17 protein-coding genes are annotated in these 22,683 nt (G+C 71.5%); 9 read left to right on the top strand and 8 right to left on the bottom strand.

Annotated elements, in window-relative coordinates; genetic code table 11:
- Positions 1-43: 43 nt before the first annotated feature.
- Complete coding sequence (locus AB0B55_RS10115) at positions 44-2,644, bottom strand: LuxR C-terminal-related transcriptional regulator (protein WP_357171498.1); 2,601 nt, start codon at positions 2,642-2,644, stop codon at positions 44-46.
- A 252-nt stretch (positions 2,645-2,896) separates the two neighbouring features.
- Here AB0B55_RS10115 and AB0B55_RS10110 point away from each other — a divergent pair, with 252 nt between their 5' ends.
- From AB0B55_RS10110 to AB0B55_RS10100, 3 genes are all read left to right on the top strand, one after another.
- The gene (locus AB0B55_RS10110; protein WP_357120456.1) at positions 2,897-4,084 is read left to right on the top strand and encodes an RNA ligase RtcB family protein; all 1,188 of its coding nucleotides are present in this window, start codon (positions 2,897-2,899) and stop codon (positions 4,082-4,084) included.
- Positions 4,081-4,743 carry a peptide chain release factor H gene (gene prfH, locus AB0B55_RS10105; RefSeq protein ID WP_357171497.1) on the top strand — a complete coding sequence of 221 codons (663 nt, stop codon included), beginning with the start codon at positions 4,081-4,083 and terminating at the stop codon, positions 4,741-4,743. The genes AB0B55_RS10110 and prfH overlap by 4 nt, the downstream gene beginning before the upstream one ends.
- A gap of 64 nt (positions 4,744-4,807) precedes the next feature.
- The gene (locus AB0B55_RS10100) at positions 4,808-6,244 is read left to right on the top strand and encodes a glycoside hydrolase family 43 protein (RefSeq protein ID WP_357171496.1); all 1,437 of its coding nucleotides are present in this window, start codon (positions 4,808-4,810) and stop codon (positions 6,242-6,244) included.
- Between the two features lie 40 nt (positions 6,245-6,284).
- Here AB0B55_RS10100 and AB0B55_RS10095 read toward each other — a convergent pair whose 3' ends face one another.
- Positions 6,285-7,178: an alpha/beta hydrolase gene (locus tag AB0B55_RS10095; protein WP_357171495.1), complete on the bottom strand. Its 894-nt coding sequence runs from the start codon at positions 7,176-7,178 to the stop codon at positions 6,285-6,287.
- Between the two features lie 199 nt (positions 7,179-7,377).
- Here AB0B55_RS10095 and AB0B55_RS10090 point away from each other — a divergent pair, with 199 nt between their 5' ends.
- Positions 7,378-8,205, top strand: coding sequence for a PIG-L family deacetylase (locus AB0B55_RS10090; protein ID WP_357171494.1), 828 nt, complete (start codon positions 7,378-7,380; stop codon positions 8,203-8,205).
- A gap of 92 nt (positions 8,206-8,297) precedes the next feature.
- On the opposite strand, the gene map is transcribed toward AB0B55_RS10090, so the two are convergent.
- Positions 8,298-9,116 carry a type I methionyl aminopeptidase gene (gene map, locus AB0B55_RS10085; protein ID WP_357171493.1) on the bottom strand — a complete coding sequence of 273 codons (819 nt, stop codon included), beginning with the start codon at positions 9,114-9,116 and terminating at the stop codon, positions 8,298-8,300.
- 101 nt (positions 9,117-9,217) lie between these two features.
- On the opposite strand from map, the gene AB0B55_RS10080 reads away from it, so the two are divergent.
- On the top strand, positions 9,218-9,484 hold the full coding sequence (locus tag AB0B55_RS10080; RefSeq protein ID WP_357120474.1) for a helix-turn-helix transcriptional regulator: 267 nt from the start codon (positions 9,218-9,220) through the stop codon (positions 9,482-9,484).
- A gap of 715 nt (positions 9,485-10,199) precedes the next feature.
- Complete coding sequence (locus tag AB0B55_RS10075) at positions 10,200-11,678, top strand: arabinofuranosidase catalytic domain-containing protein (protein ID WP_357171588.1); 1,479 nt, start codon at positions 10,200-10,202, stop codon at positions 11,676-11,678.
- Between the two features lie 142 nt (positions 11,679-11,820).
- On the opposite strand, the gene AB0B55_RS10070 is transcribed toward AB0B55_RS10075, so the two are convergent.
- A complete protein-coding gene (locus tag AB0B55_RS10070) occupies positions 11,821-13,182 on the bottom strand; it encodes a PHB depolymerase family esterase (RefSeq protein WP_357120480.1) in 1,362 nt (453 codons plus the stop codon).
- Positions 13,183-13,525: 343 nt separating this feature from the next.
- Between AB0B55_RS10070 and AB0B55_RS10065 the strand changes: the two genes are divergently transcribed.
- Positions 13,526-14,095 (top strand): hypothetical protein, encoded by a 570-nt coding sequence (locus tag AB0B55_RS10065; protein ID WP_357120483.1) that lies wholly within the window; start codon positions 13,526-13,528, stop codon positions 14,093-14,095.
- Here AB0B55_RS10065 and AB0B55_RS10060 read toward each other — a convergent pair.
- The gene (locus AB0B55_RS10060; RefSeq protein ID WP_357120486.1) at positions 14,061-14,849 is read right to left on the bottom strand and encodes a phosphatase PAP2 family protein; all 789 of its coding nucleotides are present in this window, start codon (positions 14,847-14,849) and stop codon (positions 14,061-14,063) included. The genes AB0B55_RS10065 and AB0B55_RS10060 overlap by 35 nt on opposite strands.
- A 203-nt stretch (positions 14,850-15,052) precedes the next feature.
- The gene (locus AB0B55_RS10055; protein WP_357120489.1) at positions 15,053-16,693 is read right to left on the bottom strand and encodes an MDR family MFS transporter; all 1,641 of its coding nucleotides are present in this window, start codon (positions 16,691-16,693) and stop codon (positions 15,053-15,055) included.
- 174 nt (positions 16,694-16,867) lie between these two features.
- Here AB0B55_RS10055 and AB0B55_RS10050 point away from each other — a divergent pair, with 174 nt between their 5' ends.
- The gene (locus tag AB0B55_RS10050) at positions 16,868-17,485 is read left to right on the top strand and encodes a TetR family transcriptional regulator (protein WP_357120492.1); all 618 of its coding nucleotides are present in this window, start codon (positions 16,868-16,870) and stop codon (positions 17,483-17,485) included.
- Between the two features lie 6 nt (positions 17,486-17,491).
- On the opposite strand, the gene AB0B55_RS10045 is transcribed toward AB0B55_RS10050, so the two are convergent.
- Positions 17,492-19,090, bottom strand: a complete 1,599-nt coding sequence (locus AB0B55_RS10045) for an arabinofuranosidase catalytic domain-containing protein (RefSeq protein WP_357120495.1) — start codon at positions 19,088-19,090, stop codon at positions 17,492-17,494.
- Positions 19,091-19,282: 192 nt separating this feature from the next.
- A complete protein-coding gene (locus tag AB0B55_RS10040; RefSeq protein ID WP_357120498.1) occupies positions 19,283-21,118 on the bottom strand; it encodes an RICIN domain-containing protein in 1,836 nt (611 codons plus the stop codon).
- Between the two features lie 299 nt (positions 21,119-21,417).
- On the opposite strand from AB0B55_RS10040, the gene AB0B55_RS10035 reads away from it, so the two are divergent.
- Positions 21,418-22,665, top strand: a complete 1,248-nt coding sequence (locus AB0B55_RS10035) for an extracellular solute-binding protein (protein ID WP_357120501.1) — start codon at positions 21,418-21,420, stop codon at positions 22,663-22,665.
- Positions 22,666-22,683: the final 18 nt, after the last annotated feature.

Raw genomic sequence — 22,683 nt, 5'->3', positions numbered from 1 at the left:
GGTGGCCGGGGCGCACGTCGCGCCTCGGCCACCGCCGGTGGCCTCAGCCCGCCGGTCGTAAGGCGTCCGACAGGTCCCGCCGGGAGGTCACCGCCAGCTTGCGGTAGGCCCGTCCCAGATGTGTCTGCACGGTACGCACCGACAGCACCAACGCCTCGGCGATCTCCCGGTCGGACAGGCCCCGGGCGGCGAGCCCGGCGATCTGCCGCTCGCGCGCGGTCAGCCCCGCCACCCTCGCGGGGTCGTCCCGCACCGCCGATCGCAGCCGGGCACGCAGGTCGACGGCGAGCCGGACGGTGTCGGTGACCCCGGCCCGCCGGCCGACCTCGCCGGCCACCTTCAGCGCCTCGCCGGTCATGTTCATGTCCACCAGGCGGTGCGCGTGCTCCAGGATCACGGTGGGATCGCGTCCGGCCAGCGCGATCACCGCCCGGCCGGCGGCCACGAGCCGCTCGGCGTCCACGTGGACGAGAGCCTCGGCGATGCGGTCCGCGTAGCGGGCCGGACCGGCGACCGGATCCAGGTGCGCGGCGTAGATGAGATAGCCCAGTTCCACCAACCAACTCCCGGAGGCGTGCGCGACCACGATCGCCTCGTCCATCAGCTCGCCCGCCCGAGCGCGCCGACCGGTCGCCGCGGCGACCGCCGCCAGCGCCCACGGGCGCAGCCCCGGGACCAGCGCGACCGCGTCGACGGGGTGCTCCCGTAGCACCGACTCCGCCTCGTCCGGGCGGCCATCCTCGGCCAGCGTGACGGCCAGCCAGCCGGTTGCCTCGGCGCGGAACATGCCGTTGCCGCCGGCCTGTTGGGCGACGGCGTCCCGGAGCCGGCTGATGGCGCCCGCTCGATCCCCGCTGACCCGCTGGGCGTACCCGTCGAAGAGGGGCCAGGCGGTGGGGGACAGACCGGAGACGAGCGGGTCCGGGGGCAGCGGCCACCGACCGGTGGCCGGGTCGGTGACCGGACCGGTCGGGGTGGGCTGACGCCACAGCTCGGCCAGTGCCAGCGCCGCCCCGGCCATGCCACGGATCTGCGGCATGGCCGACGAGCCGGACCGCTCGACCGCCTCGACCACCGTGCGGCCCACCCGTACCGCCTCTTCCGTGCGGCCGGCCAGCACCAGCGCCACGACCGACGCCAACATGACCCGAAGCCGCGCGCCGCGCGGGAGTGACTCGCCCAGGAGCTGACGGGCGCTCGCCAGCACCCCCGCCGACTCGCCGCTGAACAGCTGGACCAGCACGCCGAGCGCGGCCAACTCCGCCCGGCCGGCAGAGTCACCGGCCGCATCGGCTTCCGCGCGCAGTCGTCGCAGGTCGTCGTACGCCTGTCGGGGCTCCCGCCCGACCCAGAGGCGGTGCGCGGCCAGGGCCACCCCCACCGTCACCCGGGCGGTCGGGTCACCGGCCGCGTCGGCGTCCCGGGCGGCGGTCCGCAGCGTCTCGTACGCCTCGACGGCGCGGCCCTGCTCGGCGAGGGCGGCGCTGAGCGCGACCGCCGCCGACGCCCCACCACCCTCCTGCCACGCTCGCCGGGCCAACTGTTCCGAGGCCTCCGGGTCGGCGTACAGGCACAGGCCGGCAGACCGCACCAGCTCCGGCGGGTCAACCGGTTGCCCGGCGTGCACCGCCCAGAGCGCGCGGGCCACCGCGTGCGAGCCGCGCGGCGTGGCCTGCCGTGCGCCGGTCAGCAGCGTGGCGGCGATGCGGCGACGCCGGGCGGGTGACATGCGGCGGCGTACCGCCGCGCCGAGCATCGGATCGCGCAACCGCACCAAGACCTCGTCGCCGCGCTGCTCGCTGCGGAGCATACCGAGCTGTTCGAGGTCGGCGAGCAGCTCCGCCGACGCGGCGGCCTCCGCGACGGGCAGCGGCAGCGGCCCGCCGAGCGCCATCGCGGCCAGCGCCTCCTCACCGGGGCGGCCGACCCGGTCCAGCTCCCGGTCGAGCAGGTCCGCCAGCTGTGCGGGCACCGCCAGGCCGGCGCGCCAGCGCCACTGGTCGCTGTCGCGGGCCAGCGAACCGACCTCCTGCCCGTGGTCGAGCAACGCCACCGCCAGATGTGGCAGTCCGCCGGTCCACTGCCACAGCAGGTGGGTGGTGGAGCGGCTGACCGGACCCGCCAACCGCTCCGCCGCCAGCGCGCCGACCTCGGCCTCGGTCAGGGCGGGCACCACCAGTCGGGACAGTCCGACGTCCTTCCACAGCGCGACGACGGCGTCGGGTACCGGGACGCCCGACCGGACGGTGAGCAGGGCCCGGACCGCTCGGGCCTGCACGAGGCCGAGCAGCACACCGGCGGACGGCCCGTCGAGCAGGTGGGCGTCGTCGACGACCAGGACGGGCGTGCGGGCCGGGCCGCACCGCTCGACGAGACTGGTCAGCATGGTGCTGTGCACCAGGGCCGGGTGCAGGGCGGGGTGACCGCCCGCGAGGAGTCGACCGAGCGCGCCGAAGGGCACCTCCTTGCTCGCCTCGGTGGCGGTGATCCACACCGTGGCGAACAGTCGCGGCGGCAGGTCGGCGACCACCGCGCGAGCGAGGGCCGTGCGACCCACCCCCGCCGGACCGATCAGGACGGCGCCGTCGGCCCGCACCAGCGCGGCGCGGGCCTCGGCGAGCGTGCCGTCACGCCCTGTCAGCATTCCCGGATGATGACGGGCGAGCCGCGTCCCGGGCCATCACCCATCCGACAGATGACGGACAGCGTCAATCGGTGCGAGGCCGACGGTGTCCACCGCTCACGATAACCAGTTGCCGTGCGTCACGGACGTCGCCACAGTGGTGCCCATGACGTACTGACGGACACCACCTGAGGACCGCGCCGAGGCCATTTCACGCCGCCCGGCGCCGTACCGCCGTCCGTCCACTTGCGACTCAGCGAGAAATGAGCGTCGTTGTCCGAGCACCACTCCCCTGGGGAGTCCCTGTCCCTGTCCACCCCCGCCACCGTCACCGTGTTCGCGTCCGCCGCGAGCTGGATCGAGTCCGCCGCGCTCGACCAGTGCCGGCAGGTGGCGGCCCTCGACGGCATGGTCCACGTCGCCGGCATGCCGGACCTGCACCCGGGCAAGGGCGCCCCGATCGGCGCGGCCATGGCGTCGACGGTCCTGTACCCGTTCCTGGTCGGCTCCGACATCGGCTGCGGTATCGCCGTCTTCCCGATTCGACTCCGGCGCGTCGTACCCGAGCGGCTGGCCGCCCGGTTCCCCGACCTCGACCGCGCGCTGGACCCGGAGCGGGACGCCGACGACCCCGCCTGGGCCGTCCTCGCGGGTGACGTTCCCGCCGGCCACCTGGACGGGCTCGGTACGGTCGGCCGCGGCAACCACTTCGTGGAGCTGGCCCGCGTCGACACCGTCTTCGCGCCGGAGCACGCCGACCGCCTCGGGCTGGCAACCGGTGACCTCGTCCTGGTCGTGCACAGCGGTTCGCGGGGCCTGGGTGAGCGGATCCTGCGGACGCACACCGAGACGCACGGGGCGGGCCCCGCACCCGACCCGGCCGCCTACCTGACCCGACACGACGAGGCGGTGCGCTGGGGCTCGCTCAACCGGCGGCTGCTGGCCGCCCGGGTCGCGTACGCCCTGGGGGCCGAACCGACCGAGCCGGTCGTCGACCAGTGCCACAACCTGGTCGAGGTGCGCGACGGCGTCTACCTGCACCGCAAGGGAGCGGCGCCGGGTGACGGTCGCGATGTGCTCGTCGCCGGTACGCGGGGCACCGCGTCGTACCTGGTGGCCGCCCACGCCGGGGCGGACGCCAACCACTCGGTGGCGCACGGCGCGGGTCGCAAGATGTCCCGCGCCGACGCGCTGCGCCGGGGCCGGGCCAAGCACACGGTCGAGGAGCTACGGCGTACCCCGGTGGGTTCGCTGGTGGTGTGCGGCGACCGGCAGTTGCTCTTCGAGGAGGCGCCCACCGCGTACAAGCGGATCGAGCAGGTGATCGGCGATCTCGTCGCCCACCAGCTCGCCACGCCGGTGGCCACCACGATCCCCCTGGTCACCTACAAGACGCCGGATGTCGGGGCCGCGCCTCGCTCGGACCGGCGGGATCAGCGTCGCGGGCGGGGTCGGTCGTGAGCCAGGCTCTGTTGCTGTCCGCCGGCCGTGGGCCGCGGGAGTGCGGGTGGGCGCTGGCCCACCTGCTGCGCCGTCTGGAGGGTGACGCCACCCGGCAGGGCGTGGCGGTCCAGCGGGTCCACGTGGTGCCCGGCGACCGGCCCGGCACCTACCGGTCGGCGCTGATCCGGCTGTCCGGCGTCGACGTCGAGGCGTTCGCCGCCTCCTGGACGGGGACGTTGTGCTGGCAGGCGCCCAGCCCCTACCGGACGAGCGCGGGTCGAAAGAACTGGTACGTGACGGCGCAACCGCCGCCGAGCGACGTTCCCCCGACGACGTTCGCCGAGGCCGACGTCGAGATCGTCGGCTGCCGCACCGGCGGTCCCGGCGGCCAGCACCGGAACAAGGCCAGCACGGCGGTACGCGCCACCCACCGCCCGTCGGGTCTCGTCGTCGTGGTGGACGACGAGCGGCAGTTCAGTCAGAACCGGCGCATCGCTCTGGAACTGCTGCGCCAGCGTGTCGAGCGGGGCGACGAGGTGGCCCGCCGCGCGGTCACCACAGCCAGGTGGCGCATCCACGACGACCTCGTGCGGGGCGATCCGACCCGCGTCGAACGCCCGGCGCCGACCTCGACGCCGGGTCGACGGCGGCGCGGACGGGCGGCCGCCGGCCACTGACAGCGGCGCGCTGGCGAGGGGTTGCAGGCGTGTCGGAGGACGTCGTATGTTAACGATCACATCGATGGGCTCGAATGAAATGCTCGCGCTCGCCGCCGCAGAAAGGTCGCCGACCGTGCCTCTGACCCGACGCGCGTTCACCCTGGGCGCGCTGTCCACCGCCGCTGCCGCCACCGGCGCGCTGAGCCTGCCCCGCACCGCCCTCGCCGCGCCGAACACCTCCTACGTCATGGCCTACTTCACCGAGTCGCCGCAGGGCCTGGGAGCGGACTACGGACTGCACCTCGCGGTCAGCCGTGACGGTCTCAACTGGACGCCGCTGAACCAGAACAACCCCGTCGTCACGCCGACCGCCGGGCAGTTGGGTCTGCGGGACCCGTTCGTCTTCCGCAAGCAGGACGGCGCCTTCGTGGTGCTGGCCACCGACCTCAAGGGCACCAACTGGAACCAGACCAGCCAGTACCTGCACGTGTGGGACTCGACCGACCTGACCAGCTTCACCGGCTACCGCCGGATCCGGATGCACACCCTGAACACCCACACCTGGGCGCCGACCGCCTTCTGGGACGCGGCGCGCGGCCAGTACGCCATCGTCTACTCGGCGAACAACGGCCAGGACGTCCTCCTGGTCAACTACACCAGCGACTTCCGGACGGTCAGCTCGCCGCAGGTGTTCTTCAGTCCGGGCTTCGGGGTCCTCGACGGCGACGTCGTCGTCGACGGCGGCACCACCTACCTGTACTACAAGAACCTCGCCAACGGGAACCTGTACGGCGCCCGGTCCAGCACCGCCGCCCCGAACAGCTTCACCACGTACACCTCGGGACTGCTGCAGGGCAGCGGCATCGAGGCGCCGCTGCTGGTCAAGGCGGTCGACGGTAGCGGCTGGCGGTTGTGGGGCGACTCGTACAGCCCGGTCAACAACGACTTCTACGCCTGGTCGACCACCGCCATCGGCGGCAACTCCTGGACGCCGCTGAACCAGCGCGACTACACGCCGCCGTTGAACTCGAAGCACGGGTCGATGACCGGCATCACCGACGCGGAGTACGCCGGTCTCGTCGCGCGGTGGGGTACGCCGAACTGGGTCCGACTGAAGTCCTCCAACCTGCCGGACCGCTACGTGCGGCACTACAACTACGTGGCCCGCGTCGACACGTACCCGTTCGACCCGTACCAGGACCAGTTGTGGCGGATGGTTCCCGGCCTCGCCGACTCGGCCGGGGTGTCGTTCGAGTCGGTGAACAAGCCCGGGTACTTCCTGCGCCACTACAACTACGAGGTACGGCTGGAAGTCACCGACAACACCTCGGTGTTCCGGGCCGACGCGACCTTCTACCGCACCGCCGGGCTGGCCGACGCGTCCTGGACGTCGTTCCGCTCCTACAACTACCCGACCCGCTACCTCCGGCACTACAACTACCTGCTGCGCATCGACCCGCTGAGCGCCAGCTCGGGCGCCACGGACCGGCAGGACGCCACCTTCCGGATCACCTCGTGACGCGAGCCGGACCGGATGGCACCCGCCACACGGCCCGGCCTCACACCTCGAGGACCGCGTCGGCGAACGCCCGCGGCGCCTCCTGGGGCAGGTTGTGCCCGACGCCGCCACCGACGGTCCGGTGCTCGTACCGGCCGGAGAACTGCTTGCCGTAGACGCTGGCGTCCAGGTGGGGCGCGCCGTTGGCGTCACCCTCCAGGGTGATGCTGGGCACCGTGATCTTCGGCTTGCCGGCGAGGCGCTTCTCCACCTCGGCGTACTGCGGTTCACCCTCGGCCAGGGCCAGCCGCCACCGATAGTTGTGGATCACGATGTCGACGTGGTCGGGATTGTCGAACGCCGCCGCGCTGCGGTCGAACGTCGCGTCGTCGAACGTCCATTTCGGCGATGCCGTCTGCCAGATGAGCCGGGCGAAGTCGCGGCGGTTGCGGTCGTACCCCTGCCGGCCGCGCTCGGTGGCGAAGTAGTACTGGTACCACCAGGAGAACTCGGCCTTCGGCGGCAGCGGCACCCGGCCCGACTCCTGACCGTCGATCAGGTAACCGCTCACCGACACCAGACCCGCACAGCGCTCGGGCCACAACGCGGCCACGACGTCGGCCGTACGCGCTCCCCAGTCGAATCCGGCGAGTTTCGCGCTGTCGATGCCCAGGGCGTCCATGAGGGCGACGAGGTCGAGCCCCATGGCGGCCGGCTCACCGTTGCGCACGGCGTCGTCGACGAGGAACCGGGTCGTGCCGTAACCCCGCAGGTACGGCACGACGACCCGGTGGCCGGCGTCGGTGAGCAGCGGCACGACCTCGGCGAAGCTGTGGATGTCGTACGGCCAGCCGTGCAGCAGGATCACGGGCGGCCCGTCCGGCGGGCCGGCATCGACGTACCCGACGTTCAGGACCCCGGCGTCGATCTGTCGTACGTCGTCGAACAGCGCCATGGCCGGCACCCTTCATCGGTTGGTCAAGCCTGGGGGCCGCGCCCGGAGTGCGCCCACCCTGGGGAGAGCGTACGAAGCCCCGAGCCGCCCGGCGGCGCGTTGGGCAAGGAGACCGGGGCCCGGCCGGCGGATGGTTAAGATGCGCCGCCGTACGCCGTCGGCCCCCACCCAGGTCCGATGCTGGTCGTAGGGTGGTGACATGGCTGAGCGATCCCTGACCCTGATGGCGGTGCACGCGCACCCCGACGACGAGGCGACGAGCACCGGTGGCGTCCTCGCCCGGTACGCCGCCGAGGGTGTCACCACGGTCCTCGTGACCTGTACGGACGGGCGGTGCGGCGACGGGCCGGGCGGGGTCAAGCCCGGCGAGCCCGGTCACGACCCGGCCGCCGTCGTGGCGATGCGTCAGGCCGAGCTGGAGGTCAGCGCGGCCACCTTGGGAATCACCCACCTGGAGACGCTCGGCTACGCCGACTCCGGGATGATGGGCTGGTCGACGAACGACCAGCCCGGCTCCTTCTGGACGACGCCGGTGGCGCAGGCCGCGGACCGGCTCGCGGAGCTGATCCGCCGGTACCGGCCGGACGTCGTCGTCACCTACGACGAGAACGGCTTCTACGGCCACCCCGACCACATCCAGGCGCACCGCATCACCATGGCCGCCGTGGCGCAGACCGACGTCCCCGCGAAGGTCTACTGGACCACCGTGCCCCGCACGGCGTTCGAGGAGTTCGGCCGGGTCATGAAGGAACTTGGCGTCGAGTGGGCCGACCCGGACGAGTCGTCGGATATGCCGGAGCTGGGTCTCCCCGACGACGAGATCACCACCTGGGTCGACACCCGCGCCCACGGTGCGCAGAAGTTCGCGGCCCTGGCCGCGCACGCCAGCCAGACCGAGAACATCTTTTTCCTCCAGCTCGGCCAGGAGCGGTTCACCGAGTTGATGGGCATGGAGACCTTCGTCCGGGTGCGGGACACCACCGACGCGCCCGTTCCCGAGGACGACCTCTTCGCAGGCCTGCGCTGACGCCGCCCCCGCCTGCCCGCCACGGCGCGTGAAAGGAAGGGCCCCCTATTAGCAGACGTCTGTTAACAGGGGGCCCTTCCTTTCACCAACGGTTAGGACGCCGCGGCCGACTGTCCGCTGCGACGGTCCCGCTCCGGGTCCTCCCCGGGGCGGGACGTCAGCACCCGGGGACCGGACTCGGTGACCGCGATGGTGTGCTCGGAGTGGGCCGAGCGCGAACCGTCCGAGGATCGGATCGTCCAGCCGTCCTGGTCAAATTTGATCTTGTCGGTGGTCCGGCACAACCACGGCTCGATCGCGAGCGTCAGGCCGGGTTTGAGTGTCATGCCCCGGCCGGGACGGCCGTTGTTGGGCACGTGCGGGGCCTCGTGCATGGTGCGACCGATGCCGTGCCCACCGAACTCGTTGTTGACCCGATAGCCGTAGCGGTGGGCGACCTCGCCGATGGCGGCGGAGATGTCGCCGAGCTGGTTGCCCGGTCGGGCGGCGTCGACGCCGGCCTTCAGCGCGACCTCGGTGGCCTCGATCAGCTTCAGGTCGGCCGGGGCGGGAGCGCCGACGACGAACGACAGCGCCGAGTCGGCGGCCCAGCCGTCGATCTCGACCGCCATGTCGATGCTCAGCAGGTCACCGTCGCGCAGGAGGTAGTCGTGCGGCAGGCCGTGCAGCACCGCGTCGTTGACCGAGAGGCACAGGACGTTACGGAAGGGCCCACGACCGAACGACGGCGTGTAGTCCCAATAGCACGATTCGGCGCCACGCTCGGCGATGCGGCGGCGGGCGTGGTGCTCGATCTCCATCAGGTTGACGCCGACAGCGGCCACCGTCCGCAGCTCGGCCAGCAGTTCGCCGACGAACTGGCCGGTCACGGCCATCCGGTCGATCTCCGCGGCAGACTTCAGCTCGATCACGACAAACCCTCCCCATCCGGTGCGGTATATTTATACCACGCCGTGCGGGCGTCCGGCGGGTCGACATTGCCGGCCTCCAGCGGCGGAACTATCCTGCTCACATGGTTCGGCCACCGCTCACACCGGAGCAGATCGCCGCGGGGCAACGCCTTGGCGCGGCGCTGCGGGTCGCGCGGGGGGGCCGCAGTCTCGCCGAGGTCGCCCTCGCCGCCGGCATGTCACCGGAGACCCTGCGCAAGATCGAGGTGGGTCGGCTCCCGGCGCCCGCCTTCGGCACCGTGGTCTGCCTCAGCGAGGTCCTCGGTGTCGCGCTCAGCGACCTCGCCGACGTGTGGCTCGCCGACCCGCGGGTCCGCGAGGCGTCCTGAGCACTCGGCCAGGGCACGCTCGCGGGCACGCGCCGCGCGGAACACCCGGACCGGCACCTCGCTCGCTCCCTGAACAGGGGCGGCGGCGCCCAGAACCGACCGACGGTCGGAAAAGCCACCGATAACCGTCTATGGACAGGGCCGCCTGTTAACGCTAACGTAACGACGGCCGTCGATAACTGACCGTCACCGGTGCCTCCCAACTGCTGGCCCCGGCCGCGGTCTACGTCGTTCGCGGCGCGGGCGGGCGGAGCGTGGCCGACACGGGACGGCCCGAGCTCACCACCGGGCGACCCGTGCCGAGGGCCGGACGACGGATGCCTGACCAGCGGCGCCCGCAGGTCGGCATCACCTCGATCGGCCGGAGCCGTGCCGTCGATCGGCCTTCCCACAATCGCTCCAGGCCACAGCCACCGCCGTCACCGCGACCCCGGGCCGGGTCGCGGGCGGCGACCGCACCACCGCGTACCCGTCGCGCCCGGCCCGCCGACCCCACCGTCCGCGCGGTCAATCCCGCGCCGGACGGTTCCGGCGACGCCGTACGCGCCCGCGGACCGGGCCCCGTCCCGTCGTCCCCCTGCTCAGAGTCCGGGCCCGAGCAGGGTGAACGGGGCGGGGCCCGCACACCGCCAACTCCCACCCTTGAGGAGAGAACGTGCGAACCCAAGACATCCGACATCGGCGACCGGCGCTCGTCGCCGCGGCCGCCACCCTCGTGCTCGTCGGCGCCGCCGCCGCTCAGACGGGCGCCTCGGCGGCCGCCGCCGGCTGCCAGGTCACCTACGCGGTCAGCTCCCAGTGGCAGGGCGGCTTCGGCGCCAACGTCACCATCACCAACGTGGGCGACGCCATCAACGGGTGGCGGCTGAACTGGAACTTCGCCGCCGGCCAGACCGTCACCCAGCTCTGGAACGGCAGCTTCACCCAGGCCGGCGCCCAGGTGAGCGTCACCAACGCCGCCTACAACGGCAGCATCGGAACCAACGGCAGCACCAGCTTCGGCTTCAACGGCAGTTGGACCGGCAGCAACCCGACGCCGACCTCCTTCGCCCTCAACGGCGTCACCTGCAACGGCGTGGTGGACCCGACGACGCCCCCGCCCACCACGCCCCCGCCCACCACGCCGCCTCCGACGACGCCCCCGCCCACCACGCCCCCGCCCACCACGCCGCCTCCGACGACGCCGCCACCCACCACACCACCGCCCACCACGCCGCCGCCCACCACTCCCCCACCGAGCACGACGCTGCCCTGCGACATCTACGCGGCGGGCGGCACGCCCTGCGTCGCGGCGCACAGCACCACCCGCGCCCTGTACGCCTCCTACAACGGCTCGCTCTACCAGGTACGCCGATCCTCGGACAACACCACCCGTGCCATCGGCGTCCTCAGCGCGGGCGGACGCGCCAACTCCGCCACCCAGGACAGCTTCTGCGCGAACACCACATGCGTCATCACGGTCATCTACGACCAGTCGGGGCGTGGCAACAACCTCGGCTACCAGGGGGCCGGTGGCATCGGTGGCGCCGTACAACCGGCGGTCGCGACCAGGGAGTCGTTGACGGTCGGCGGGAACAAGGTCTACTCGCTCTACATCAACGGCAACAGCAGCTACTGGCGGGACGGTCACCTGACCGGCATCCCGACCGGCGCCGCGCCCGAGGGCATGTACATGGTGACCAGCGGCACCCACGTCAACAGCGGCTGCTGCTTCGACTACGGCAACAGCGAGACCACCCGCCGGGCCGACGGCGCGGGCGCGATGGACGCAATCTACTTCGGCACCAGTTGCTGGTTCGGTGGCTGCTCCGGCTCCGGCCCCTGGGTGCAGGCCGACCTGGAGTACGGCCTCTACCCCGGCGGCAGCAGCTCCTGGAACAGCAACCAGCGGGCCTTCACCAGCAAGTTCGTCACCGCCACCCTGAAGAACAACGGCACCTCACGCTTCGCCATCAAGGGCAGCAACGCCCAGTCCGGCGGCCTTTACACCCTCTATGACGGGTCGCTGCCACGCGGGTACAGCCCGATGAGGAAGCAGGGCGCGATCATCCTCGGCAGCGGCGGGGACTGCTGCATCGACAACTCCAACCAGAGCGTCGGTACGTTCTACGAGGGCGCGATGGTGGCGGGCTACCCGTCCGACGCGGCCGAGAACGCGGTGCAGGCGAACATCGTCGCCGCCGGCTACCGCTGAGAGCGCGTGACCGCCGCCCCGCGACGCGACGGCGGCGGTCACGAAGGTCCGCGCACGCCGTGTGGCCCGACCCGGGAACGTCCCGGGCCGGGCCACACCGGTGGTTCAGGCCGCGTTCCGGCTCACCACCATCGGGTACGCCTCAACCGCGCGTCCACTTCTGACCGTTGCCGCCGTTGCAGGTCGCGAGCACCACCTGGGTGCTGTTGGCGGTTCCACCGGCGTTCGGCGCGAGGCACAGTCCGGACTGCACACCGGTGACGGAGCCGTCCGTGTTGAGGTTCCACTGCTGGTTCGCGCCCCCGGTGCAGTCCCAGATGATCACCCGCGTGCCCGCCGTCGTCGCGGCGCCCTCGGCGTCCAGGCACTTCGTCCCGTACACCTGGAGTTGCCGGCCCGCCGTCGAGGCCCACTGCTGGTTCGCGCCGCCGTTGCAGTCCCACAACGCGACCTGGGTACCGTTCGTGCGCGACTGCGCCGGGACGTCCAGGCAGCGGCCGGCGGCGGAGTTGCGCAACGCCCCGGTCGTGCCGCCCGGGGGCGGCGTCGTCGGAGGTGTCGTCGTCGGAGGCGTCGTGCCGCTGGTGGTGTCGAAGCCGAGGAACCGGATCGCCTGCGCGGCGTCGAACGGGATGGAGTGGCCGTACCCCTGGAAGCTGATCGCCTCGACCGGCGCGGTGCCGCCGGTGCCGCCGTAACGCGTCCTGGTGGCGCTGGTCTGCGGGTAGTCGGTGTAGCTGGGGGTCTGGGACACGCCCTGCACGTTGGTCCACTGCTTGATCTGCTCGCCGAAGTTGACGTAGCTCAGCGTGGTGTCCGTGGTGCCGTGCCAGATCTGGAAGCGGGGACGCTTGCCGGTGTAGCCGGGGTACGCGTTGCGCACCAGATCGCCCCACTGCTGCGGGGTCTTCACGATCCGCCCGCCGGAGCACTCGCTGTTCCACTCCGCGCCGTTGGTGGTCGCGAAGCAACCGAACGGAACGCCCGAGGAGCTGACGCCGGCGTTGAACAGGTCGGGGTAGAGGCCGACCATCACGTTGGTCATCATGGCGCCGGAGGAGAAGCCGGCCACACCGATGCGGTCCGGGTCGACCGGGTAGCGACTCCGGACGTAGTCGACCATCGACTTGAGGCCGACCGGGTCGCTGCCGCCGTCGCGGCGCAGGGCCTGCGGGGAGGAGACGTCCCAGCACTTGCTGCTCCGGGTCACGGACGGGTAGATGACGATGTAGCCATAGCGGTCGGCCAGCGAGCTGAGCCCGAAGCCGGTGTGCACGGCCGGGCCGCTGCCGGTGCAGTAGTGCAGGGCGAGCAGGAGAGCCGGACGCGCCGCTACCCGGTCCGGCACGTACAGGTGCATCTGCAGGTTCGTCGGGTTCGTGCCGAAGTTGGTTACCTGGGTGAGGGTCGCGGCCGACGCCGGGGTGGCGACCGTGACCACGGCCGTCATCGTCGCCAGCGCCGTCGCCAACGCGGCGGCCAGCAGTGCGAACCTTGTTCTCATGGGCGGATCCCTCTCGGTCGGTGGCAGCGTTGGTGGCGCGCGGGAAGGACGTTCGGGACGACGCCCTCGCGGGCGCGCGACATCTGCCGCGCGTCGCCGGCGGCTGGTGACAGGTGCTGATGGCGACGTCCGCTTGCCCGGAGGGGACGTCCGGATGGTGCGGGCCCGAAGCGGATGGCTCGCCCGGTGAGCCGTGGGTGCGGTCGCCTCGACATCGACTGTGAGCGATAACATGCCGTTCGTCAAGCCGTAACGGAGGACGCCGACGAAGCCCGCCCGGGGAGAACCGGACCGGGTCCGAGCCCGCGCGGCGACACCAATCGGCGGCAGGCATCATGTCGGCGTGAACTCAACCCTGGCCGCTCTGCTCGGCTCCGCGATCACCGCCTGCGCCTCACTCCTGGTCGTGTGGACGCACAGCCGGGTCAAGCGACGCCAACGCGAGCGGGCCGAGCTTCAGCGGGCGTACGTCCTGGTCCTATCCGGCGCGCTCCGCCTCGCCCACAAGGTCGAGGCGCTGCGGCAGACCCGGTACTGGCGGTCGGGGCTGCCCGAGGCGGGCAACGACCTGCTCGGCGGGCACAAGCCGCTGGGGCCGATGGGGCTGCACGACTGGCTGGCCCGGGACATGGTCACCGTGGAGGCCGCGTGGTCGGAGATCTGGACGCGTGGGGACCAGGACGGCATCGCGCTCGCCAACGGGCTGATGACCGCGTACAACGCCGTGCTGGCGGCCGCGTTGCAGGCCAGCGGGAGGGAGCCGTTCGAGGCGTCCGACGAGATGACGACCGGGATCCGCCGCCTCGGTGAGGCACGTCGGCAACTCGCCCTGCACGCCCGCCGGGCCGCCAAGCTGGGTCCGCGCGACGTCGACCTGTTCACCGAGCGGGAGTACGGCGTACCGGTGGGCTGATGTCGGGCTGGGCGTCGGCCGGAGGTGCCGACGCCGGCAGCGCCAGCTGGACGACGCCGAGCATCGCCGCCGCCACCACAGCGTCGAGCCAGTAGTGGTTGCCGGTGGCCACGACGACGAGCATGGTGACGAGCGGATGGGTCAGCCACAGCCACCGTAGGCGTCCACGGGTCACCGAAACGAGCGCGACGGCGACGGCCAGCGCCCACCCGACGTGCAGGGACGGCATGGCCGCGTACTGGTTGCTGAGCGCGTCGGTGTCGGGCGGCCCGTAGACGGAGGGCCCGTACCGGCTGCCGGTGTCCACCAAGGCCGTCAGCGCGGTCAGCCGGGGCGGCGCCAGCGGGACCACGACGTGCACTGCCAGGGCCGCCGCGGTGAGCACGGCGAGCGTACGGCGGGTGCGCAGGTAGCGCGCCGGGTGCCGCAGGTAGAGCCAGACCAGGGTGACGGCCGTGGCCGGGAAGTGCACGTACGCGTAGTAGCCGTTGGCCAGGTGCGCCAGCAGGGTGTGCGAGAGCACGGGGTGCTGGACGACGGCCTCGTCGGGCAGGCGCAGCAGCCGCTCCAGATGCCAGACGGACTCGCCGTTGGCCAGCGCCGTGGCCACCCGACCGGCCACCACCATCCGCGCCCCCTTGTAGAGGAGGAACAGCGTGGCGACCAGCAGCAGCTCCCGCACGGCCCGGCGCGCCGGAGCGGCCCGCCGGCCGGGCGTGACCGGCCTCGACGCCGTCAGCTCGGCGATTCCCACAGGCGTCTCGATTCGGTCGTAGGGCCTGTTTCACCGGGGCGGTCGAGCCGAGGCGGGGCCTGGACGACGATCCGGCAAGGCCACGCCGCCGGTCGTCGTCCGGACCCCGCCGCAGGCCGGCCAGTCCTTGTGAAACAGGCCCTCGGATCAGGGGCCGCCACCGTCGTGACGGTGGCGGCCCCTGATTCTGTGCTCTGCAGAGGTCAGCGCCGCTCGGGCGCCGCGTTCGCCGTGGAATCGGCGGCGACCTGGTCGAACGCGGGCGCTCCGTCGACCGCGTCGGCGGCCAGAGCCGTCGACGTGGCGGCGTCCGGCAGGTCGAGGCTGGTCCGCAGGGTGACCGGCCGGAGCAGGAGCGCCGCGATGACGCCGACCACCCCGATGGCCGCGGAGATGAGGAAGATGTGGCCGGTGGCGTCGCCGTACGCGGCGCGCACGATGTGCTGAACTCCGTCGGGCAGCGCGGTGATGTTGAGGTTGCTGTCGCCACCGCTGCCGGAGGTGGGGATCCCGGCGGCGGCCAGGTCGCGCGTGATCTGGTCGGTGACCCGGTGGGCCAGCACGGCGCCGAGCACCGAGACGCCGACCGCGCCGCCGAGCGACCGGAAGAACGCGACGCTGGAGCTGGCCGCGCCGATGTCCTTGAGGGCCACCGTGTTCTGGACGGCCAGGACGAGGTTCTGCATGGTCATGCCGACGCCGGTGCCGACGATGAACATGCCGACGCCGACGAGCACCAGAGACGTCTCGTGGTCGATGGTGCCGAGCAGGCCGAACCCGACGACCAGGGTGATCGAACCGGCGACGATGTACGGCTTGATCCGCCCGGTCCGGGTGATCAGCCGGCCGGCGACGATCGAGGAGCCGAGGACTCCGGCCATCAACGGGATGGTGAGGAGGCCGGCCTCCGTCGGGCTGTAACCCCGGCCGATCTGGAAGTACTGGCCGAGGAAGACCGCGCCACCGAACATGGCCATGCCGACCGCGAGGCTGCCCAGGATGGCCAGGGCGGTGGTGTGCTGGCGCACGATGGCGAGCGGGACGACCGGCTCGGCCGCCCGAGATTCGACCCAGACCGCGAGGGCGAGCAGGAGGAGCGAGCCGGCCACCATGGCCGCGCTCTGCCACGAGACCCAGGCGAACGAGCTGTCGACGAAGGAGATCCAGATCAGCAGCACGCTCACGCCGGCGGCGATCAGGCTCGCGCCCAGGTAGTCGATCTTGACGTTGTCCCGTCGGAACGTCGGCAGGTGCAGAGTCACCTGGAGCAGGATCAGCGCGACGACGGCGACCGGCACGCCCACGAAGAAGCACCAGCGCCAGCCGAGCCAGGACGTGTCGACGATGAGGCCGCCGAGCAGCGGGCCGCCGACGGTCGCCACCGCCATGACGCCGCCGAGGTAGCCGTTGTAGCGGCCCCGCTCGCGGGGCGGGATCATGGCGGCGATCGCCACCTGGACGAGAGCCTGCAGGCCGCCGACGCCGATGCCCTGGAACGCACGGGCCGCGATGAGCTGGCCGGCGCTCTGCGAGAAGCCGGCGATGACGGAGCCCAACAGGAACACCACGATGGCGACCTGGATGAGGAGCTTCTTGTTGAACAGGTCGGCGAGCTTGCCCCAGATCGGGGTGGTGGCCGTCGCCGTGAGCAGGGTCGCGGTGACCACCCAGGTGTACTGGGTCTGGGAGCCGTTCAACGCGCCAATGATCTTGGGAAGCGCGGTCGAGACGACCGTGCTGCTCAACATCGCGACGAAGAGCACCAGCAGCAGGCCGCTGAGCGCCTCGAGGGTCTGCCGATGGCTCATCGGCTCGGCGCCGGGCGTGGTGGTGGGTGCGCTCATCGCGCGGCCTCCCGCTTGTCGTGGGTTCCAGGACGACAACCAGGCGTACGCGGCGGCCTCGGGTACGGACATCCGCGCGCCTGAGTTGGTTGCCTCACGCAAGCATCTACCGATCTTGCCCAGTCGGCAAGTTTGCCCATTGAGAAGCCGGTCACTCGACGTACGCTGACGACGATGGACGAGATCACCGGCCTGCGGGAGCGCAAGAAGGCGGCCACCCGCCTGGCCCTGCACGAGTCAGCCCTACGCCTCGCGGCCGAGCAGGGCCCCGACAGCGTGACCGTCGAGGCGATCGCCGACGCCGCCAACGTCTCCCGGCGGACATTCTCGAACTACTTCTCGAACAAGGAGGAGGCGCTCTTCTACGGCGACACCGTGCGCCTGCGCCGCCTGTTGCAGTTGGTGCGCGAACGGCCGGGCGGTGAGCCGCCGTGGACCGTGCTGGGCCGGGCGGCCGAACACTTCACCGCGGAGTCGGCGCGCGACCGCGACCACGACTGGCTGACCCGACGCCGGCAGTTGCGCGGGCACCCGGGCCTGGCCGCGCACCAGGTCGCGGCGTACACCGCGATCGAGCGCGAGTTGGCGGCCGAGCTCGCGCATCGCCTCACCGGTGCCGAGGTGGCGCTGCGCGCCCGCCTGCTGACCGCGACCTTCCTGGCCGCCCTGCGCGTCGCCATGCAGCACTGGATTGACCACCCGGGCCGCGACCTGCTGGAGATCGTACGAATCGCGCTGAGCGAGGTCGGTCCCCCGCCGGCCGTGCGGCCGGCGGGGGACTCGGTGTCCTGATCGTCGTCAGCGGTAGCCGGCGCTCACCACGTTGGACTGGACCGCGTTCTCGGTCGCGTCGGACGGGTAGCCCGCGACCATCGCGCCCTCGTAGAACGTGCCGGCGCTGAGGTTCGCGCCGCCGTCGGGCTTGCAGCAGTCGCCGCCGCTGCCCAGGATGATCGCGCCCTGCTTCTTCATCGGGCTGTAGCCGGACGGCAGCGAGCCGTCCCACAGCGTGTACAGGCCACCGGACTGCGCGTCACTGCCCTTCATCGCGAAGCGGGACGTGCCGTTGTTCTTCAGCGTCGCGGTGACGAACTTGCTGGTGAACGCCCGCTGGTTCGGGTTCCACGAGCTGCTGCCACCCGGGAACAGACCCCACTCCAGGTCGGCCTGCACCCACGGGCCGCTGCCCGAGCAGCCGCCGAACCAGCACTGCTTGCCGAAGTTGATGGCGTCCATCGCACCGGCGGCGTCGGCCTTGCGGGTCGTCTCGCTGTTGCCGTAGTCGAAGCAGCAGCCGCTGTTGACGTGCGTGCCGCTGGTCACCATGTACATGCCCTCGGGCGCGGCGCCGGTCGGCACGCCGGTCAGGTGACCGTCCCGCCAGTAGCTGTTGCCCGGGTTGATGTAGAGCGAGTACGCCTTGCTGCCGCCCACCGTCAGAGACTCCGTGGTCGCCGTGGCCGGCCTGCTCTGCGGCGAGCCCGGAACCACGCTCGATCCCTGGTACCAGAGGTCGTTACCGCGCCCGGACTGGTCGAAGACGACCGTGATCACGCAGGTCGTGCCGGCGCAGAACGAGTCCTGCGTCGCCGCGTTGGCGGTGCCGCCCGTACCGGTCAGCCCGATGTTGCGGGTCGTGTTGTCCGACGAGCGCCGGACCTGGTAGAGGTTGCCGGCGTACGTCCCGTAGAGGGCCCGCGTGGTGCTGTGGGCCGCCACGCACGGGGTGCCACCGGAGGCGTAGATGTCACACGGGCGCGCACCGCCCGGCGGCGGGCTGGTCGGCGGCGCGGTGGTCGGCGGGACGCTGGTCGGCGGGGTGGTCGGCGAGGCCCACTGCTGGTTGGCGCCACCGTTGCAGGCCCAGAGGATGACCTTGGTGCCGTTCGCGGTGCCGGCCCCGTTGGCGTCGAGGCACAGCCCGGACTGCACTCCGGTGATGGTGCCGTTGCTGTTGACGTTCCACTGCTGGTTGGTCTGGCCGTTGCAGTCCCAGATGATCGCCTGGGTGCCGTTGGTGGTGCCGCGGCCGGAGGCGTCCAGGCACTTGTTGCCGTACACCGAGAGCTGTTTGCTCGACGTCCAGGTCCAGGTCTGGCCGGCCGCGCCGTTGCAGTCCCAGAGCTGGGTCTGGGTGCCGTTGGCGGTGCTGGAGTTGGGGACCTCCAGGCACCGGCCCGAGGCCGCGCCGACGATGGTGGTGCTCTGCCCCGGCGCGATGGCCGCCGCCATCGCCGCGGCCTCCGCGGCGGACGACGAGGCACCGGCCGTGGCGCCGACGGTGACGAGGACGAGGGCGCCGGCCAACGCGCCGGCCAGCATGGCCAGGCGCCCGGGGCGACGTCTCGGGATGGGATCGCGGGCCAGGCCGGGCCCGGTGGGGGACGGGGTACGCACAGGGTGGCTCCTGGAGAGTCGTGGCAGCGCACGGGGTGTGCCGACGCGCCGCAGGGTGGTGGCGGGGCGGGCGAATCGATTCGTAGCGATCGTAGGAGCGGATTTTGATCAGTGTCAATGAAAGCCCGGTCGGCGGGAATCCGGCGGTGGCCGTCCGTGCCGGCGGCCACCGCCGGGGTTCACGCGCGTCGCCTACCGACCCCAGAGACGCCAGGTCTGGTTTAGCGGGCTGCCCTGGGTGACCGCGTTGCAGGGCCACTGGATGACCGACGCGCGGGCCGCCGTGGAGACCCCGTTGACGTCGACACACTTGCCGCTGTGCCGGGCCACGAGTTGGTAGTCGTGCGCATCGTTGCCGGAGTAGGTCACCTTCCGGAGGGCGAACTGCTGGTTCGTCGCGTTCTGGCAGGTCCGCTGGATCACTGCGGCGGAGTTGGCGGTGGAAGCGCCGCTGACGTCGAGACACTTGCCGCTCTGCTGGTTGACCACCGTGTACGTGTTGGCCACGCCGGCGACCGGCCGGAAGTTCCAGAGCTGCTGGTCACCGCCCTCGCAGTAGAACTGCTGCTGCGCGTTGCCGTCGGCGGTGCTCAGGTTGGTGTTGTCCAGGCACTGCTGGGAGTGCTGGGCCACCGCCACCGACTGGAAGCCCGCCTCGGAGGGCGGCAGCAGGGTCACCGTGTACGTGTCGTTCTGGTTGCCGTACGGCAGGTTCACCGTGGCGTTGTTGTTGGACAGGTTGACGACGGTGTTCGAGACCGTGACGGGCCCCTGCACCGCGCCACCGTTGTTGTACGGGATGCGCTGCGTGAGCACCCGCACCTGGTTGTTCTGCACCACGCCGCTCGTCGTGTCGAGACGTTGCAGGTTGACGGCCAGGTTTCCGGTCGTACGACCGCCGCCGACCAGGACCTTCGCCACCCCGCTCGCCTTCGTGGCGTACGCGTCGTAGGACTGGCTGCCGGTCACCGCCACGATCTCCCCGGCCTGGGAGGCGTAGTAGCGGTAGACCCACCACTCCCCCTTGGGCTGGTGCTGGCCGGCCGAGTTGCGGACCAACAGGTTGCCGAGGTCGTTGTGCAGGTTGCCGGCGCTGGCCCAGTTGGCGCGCAGACCGTCCGCCTTGGCCCGCTCCAGACGCGAGATGTACCAGGCGCCGTCGGCCGGGTTCTGCTCGTTGGACGCCCCGTACTCGTTGATCTGGTACGGGCGGGGGTGCGCGATTCCGCGCGGATCGAGGGTGGCGTTGGCGGCCGCGACGTTGGCGACCGGGTCACCCGGCAGGGAGTGCCAGCTGATGATGTCCGGCACGGTGTTCGTCGAGCGGACGAAGTCGAGGTACTGGTTCCAGAACGCGTGCGAGGTCGACGGCACGCAGGCGCAGCTCGGCCCGACGATGAGCTGGTTGGGGAACTCCGTGCGGAGCCGCTGGTACGTGCGTCGCCAGAGCTCGAGGTACTGGGAGATCGGCCGGTTCCAGAAGATGGTGATGTTGGGTTCGTTCCAGATGTCCCACTGCACGGTCAGGCCGGAAGCCCGGACGTCGCCGATGACGCGGTTCAGGAAGTTGTCGTAGTCCGTCCAGTTGCCGTTGTCGCCGGGAAAGCGCGAGATGCCGGCACCGTCGGCGCCCCACAGGTCGTGCGGCAGCAGGATGAACTGCCCGCCGAGGGCGACGGTCCGGCGGGCCTGGGCGAGGGTGGCGTTCCAGCGGCGGTCGTAGTTTCCGCCGACCCAGCCACTGCCGGGCAGTTGCGCGCCGCCGGCCCGCATGTAGCGGAAGTTGACGTCGCGGTAGAAGTGGTCGGGTGGGCCGCTGGCGTTCTCGGTCATGCCGTAGATCCAGCCGGACGCACGGTAGGTCGGTGTGCCGGTGGTCGTGGAGAAGTTCACGCTTATCGACTCGTCGGCGGCCTGGGCGGGGGACGCGGCGACGGTGACGGCCGTGGTGGCGGCGAGCAGGCCGACGGCGAGTCGGGCGACGAGCGCGCGCGCTCGGCCGGGCCTGCTGCGGGACGGGGTTTTCACGGGCGGCTCCTTGGTGGGGCGCGGGGGACGCTCTCCGGAGGGCTGCGCTTGCGAATCGATTCGCTCGGATCGTAGGTCGGAGACTCACTCATGTCAATGAAGTGACGGTCCGGTAAAGCCGGTGTTTCCCGGTGCTCCTCACGAGGGCTGCCGGGCAACTCTTGACCACCGAACACGGACGGTCCTATCTTCGTGCGAACCGGTTCGTCGAATCGGTTCGCCTCATGGTCGGACCCGGTCCGGCCCGCGACGGTCAACCCACGACCCCACCACCCGATCGAGTTGAAGTGAGGCAGCACATGACACGACTCAACCGACGGCGGCGACTGGCCGCCGTGGCCGTGATAGCACTCGCCGCCGTGACGACCAGCGCCTGCTCGTCGTCCGGAGGCTCCGGCAACGACGACGGTGGCGGCGGCGCCTACCTCGTCTGGGACCCCTACCCCCAGTTCGCCGACGACTCCGACTGGGTCGCCCTGCTCAAGAAGTGCGGAACCTCGGCGGGCGTGACGGTCGAGCGGACCGGCTACGACACCACCGACCTGACCAACAAGGCGCTGCTCGCGGCCCAGCAGGGCAACTCGCCGGACGTGCTGATCGTCGACAACCCGGTCATCTCGACCCTGGCCGAGGCCGGCGCGCTCACCACGACCGAGGAGAACAAGCTGGACACCTCGAGCATGGAGAAGAACCTGCTCGGCGCGGGACAGAGTGGCGGCAAGACGTACGGCGTGCCGATCGGCGCCAACACGCTCGCGCTCTACTACAACAAGGACCTGCTGACCGCCGCCGGCGTCGACCCGGCCTCGGTCACCGACTGGACGTCGCTGACCACGGCGCTCACGAAGGTCAAGGCCAAGGGCAAGAAGGGCATCACCTTCTCCGCAATCGGCACCGAGGAGGGCAGCTTCCAGTTCCTGCCCTGGTTCTGGGGCTCGGGCGCGCAGTTGACCAGCCTCGACTCGCCACAGGCGGTCTCCGCGCTGACGCTGTGGAGCGACTGGCTGAAGCAGGGGCTGGCCCCGAACTCCGTCATCAACAACACCCAGACCACGAGCTGGCAGGAGTTCGCCACCGGCGACTTCGCGTTCGCCGAGAACGGCACCTGGCAGCTCGCCAACGCCGAGAAGCTCGGCTTCTCGTACGGCACCATCGCGATTCCGGCCAGCGCGGGTGGGCCGGCCCCGGCGCCGACCGGTGGTGAGTTCGTCTCCATCCCGGTACAGAAGAAAACCGGCCGGTACGCGACGTCGCAGCAGCTCGTCACCTGCCTGACCAGCGCCGACAACCTCCTGACCACCGACACCACGCTCTCCTACGTCGCACCGGTGGCCGCCGTGCAGGACCGGCAGGCCACCGAGAACCCCAAGCTCAAGGTCTGGGTCGAGGCGGTCCGGGCGGCCAAGGGTCGCACCGGCGACAACCTCGGCACGAAGTACCCGAAGATCTCCGAGCCCCTGTGGAGCGCCGTGCAGGCGGCTCTGAGCGGTGGGAAGTCGCCGCAGGAGGCGCTGACCGCCGCGCAGGCCACGGCCGCGAGCAAGTAAGCGCGCCGACGCGACGAC

The organism is Micromonospora sp. NPDC049107, from assembly GCF_040648595.1.
Classification (GTDB): domain Bacteria; phylum Actinomycetota; class Actinomycetes; order Mycobacteriales; family Micromonosporaceae; genus Micromonospora.
Note: the sequence above shows the minus strand (reverse complement) of the source record. Positions and strands in the feature narration are given on the sequence as shown.